The sequence below is a fragment of the Xenorhabdus bovienii genome (assembly GCF_024721015.1).
Lineage (GTDB): Bacteria > Pseudomonadota > Gammaproteobacteria > Enterobacterales > Enterobacteriaceae > Xenorhabdus > Xenorhabdus bovienii.
On record NZ_JANAIF010000171.1, the window covers coordinates 1 to 2,281 of the forward strand.

General features: G+C 30.4%; 2 protein-coding genes. Both read right to left on the reverse strand.

The genetic code is table 11. The features are described from left to right. Positions 1–1,078: 1,078 nt before the first annotated feature. Entirely contained in the window at positions 1,079–1,462 is a 384-nt protein-coding gene (locus tag NXS07_RS19555) for a glycosyltransferase family 9 protein (RefSeq protein ID WP_046336589.1), read from the reverse strand. A 48-nt stretch (positions 1,463–1,510) separates the two neighbouring features. Then, positions 1,511–1,909 (reverse strand): hypothetical protein, encoded by a 399-nt coding sequence (locus tag NXS07_RS19560; RefSeq protein WP_155271869.1) that lies wholly within the window; start codon positions 1,907–1,909, stop codon positions 1,511–1,513. Between the last annotated feature and the right edge of the window lie 372 nt (positions 1,910–2,281).

The window sequence follows — 2,281 nt, forward strand, 5'->3', positions numbered from 1 at the left end:
ACCGTGGAGTATGAGCTAAATACTCTATTGGAAGGTTATGGTGCTAAATTTGCAATTAATTTTTCTTGATTACTTATATGATTTTTAATTTTAACGGCTATAAATTATTTTATTATAAATTTTATATCGAAAATTAATTATCCGTATCTAAAAGAATATTCTGTTCTACAGAGAAGTGAAGTAGTGAAATTGTCAATAGAATAATTAAGTCTATTTTCTGGAAGGATCATGAAAGAATATCCTATGAAGTTTAAAATATTATAGGAAGTTAAGGCGATTTTATCTGATAAATTATTTACTGTTCGTTAAAAATCAGCTGATGTTCCTAAGGAAATTGAAACGAGTTGTGTAGAAGCGATTTTCTCATCACTCGTTCGGATGAGGGATGATAATTAACATGAGAAATTGAAAGTAGACGTCACACAGACATGGGCAAATTTTACCAAGTAGGAGATATACCAAAATACATTATTTGTTGCAAAATATTTTATAAAGAAATAAATTCAGATGAATCCTTGAAAAAATTTAATTATACTCTTCCTATCTGTGTTATTGGTTATTTTTTAGGAATTAAGGTCCAAGAATGCAAAGAATTGGTTAACAAGATTATCGATTTTATTCAATGTATTGCACTGAATAGTGATAAACAGAGAATAACTGAATCAATTATTGCATCAGAATATCTATATGTTTAATTAGAACATACATCAGGTGTTTTGTTAAATAAATTGAAAAAAAGTGCTTGATACAAAATATCACCTTGTTTCTTATGATGGTAGCTAACAACCATAATTACTATGATACAAGTGCAACACTGTTATGAACGAAGTAAACAATTTAGTATTCCCTGGAATAACTCATTGGCTGCTTTTTATTTCCTAACTTTTTTACCAAACATAGGTTCATTAATTGATTTTTATCAATGGCGATATTCACCAAATGCGATGATTCCAGAGTTTATAACTTGTTTGAATAAAAAATGAATAATATGTTATGGTTTTAATTGAAATAGAATTTTTAATTGCCATCTTGAATGGTAGCGATTTTACTCTGGAAGGATGATAAATCCAGAAAATGTCTACTTTTCCAGTAAGGAAAAAATAGCATTATTAACTTTATCCAAATTAATATTATTGACATCCTCTGGATCGTATAAGGTAATACATATCTCTTCCGTTGCAAGTGGTGCCCAATTTTCAGGTTTTGTTATACCATACAGAGCAACAATTTTTTTCTGTAATGCCGCAGCTAAATGACAGATACCACCATCACCTACGACAATTAATGTCATATTATTCAATAAAATTAAAAATTCATTAAGTGAATTAGATATTACAATCTGACTATTTTTACTAATGCGTAAAGTTAAATTTTCAGCCAAATGAATGTCATTTGGTAATGCAGAGATGATGAATTTAGCCGTAGGATAGTGTTCAGCAATTTTACAGGCAATTAAAGCCAATTGTTCGTTACTGATTAGGCTTTTTGTTCTATTGTTAGAAACAGAAACTTAACTACCACCTACTGAAGTAGGTGGGTTAGCGCACTTCGGTGCCGACGATTGAAAGTCGTCGAACCACGCACCTCGTAAACGCGCATAGGTCAAAGAATTAAAGTCAAAGTCACCGTCTAAAGACGGTGGTTTTAAACCTTTCATATGGAAAAATAAAATTAATGGGTATTCTTTATTATTTTTATTATTTGGAGTAATGACAGGGAAAAAATCAGTAGATAATTTTTTCTCGTCAGGTGAAAATGTACGTAATATTTTTAATGCTTGATGATAACCTAAAACATCTTCCAGCGTTGTCGGATGATTAATCAGTTTAGAATGCCACTGGGTAGCTGAGACAACCGCATAACGCATCTTAGCACCTAATAGCCATAAAAATAAATTATTTAGTTTCATCGGACTTGGTTTTGCAGATATGGCAATATCAAAGTGCTCTTTACGAAATTTTAAAGCTATTTTGAAAATTGAAAGATATTTGTTTCCTTTAGGGATGATGATAATGTTTATATCAGGACATATTTTATTAGCAAGATCATAGTTTCCATTATCTATAAATATGCTAATTTTTGAATTTGGGTGTTTTCGCTGTAGAAATTTTATTAATGGAATGGTATAAATAAGATCACCAAGACCATTACGACGTAATATGGCTATTTTTATGTTTATTTGACAAGGAAATATTTTTTAATATCTTGGATTCGCCTAGTAAGTGCAATTTCTAAGAAAGGCGCTCAGTTGCTATAGTAGGTATCTTTCTCGCCAAAGGAA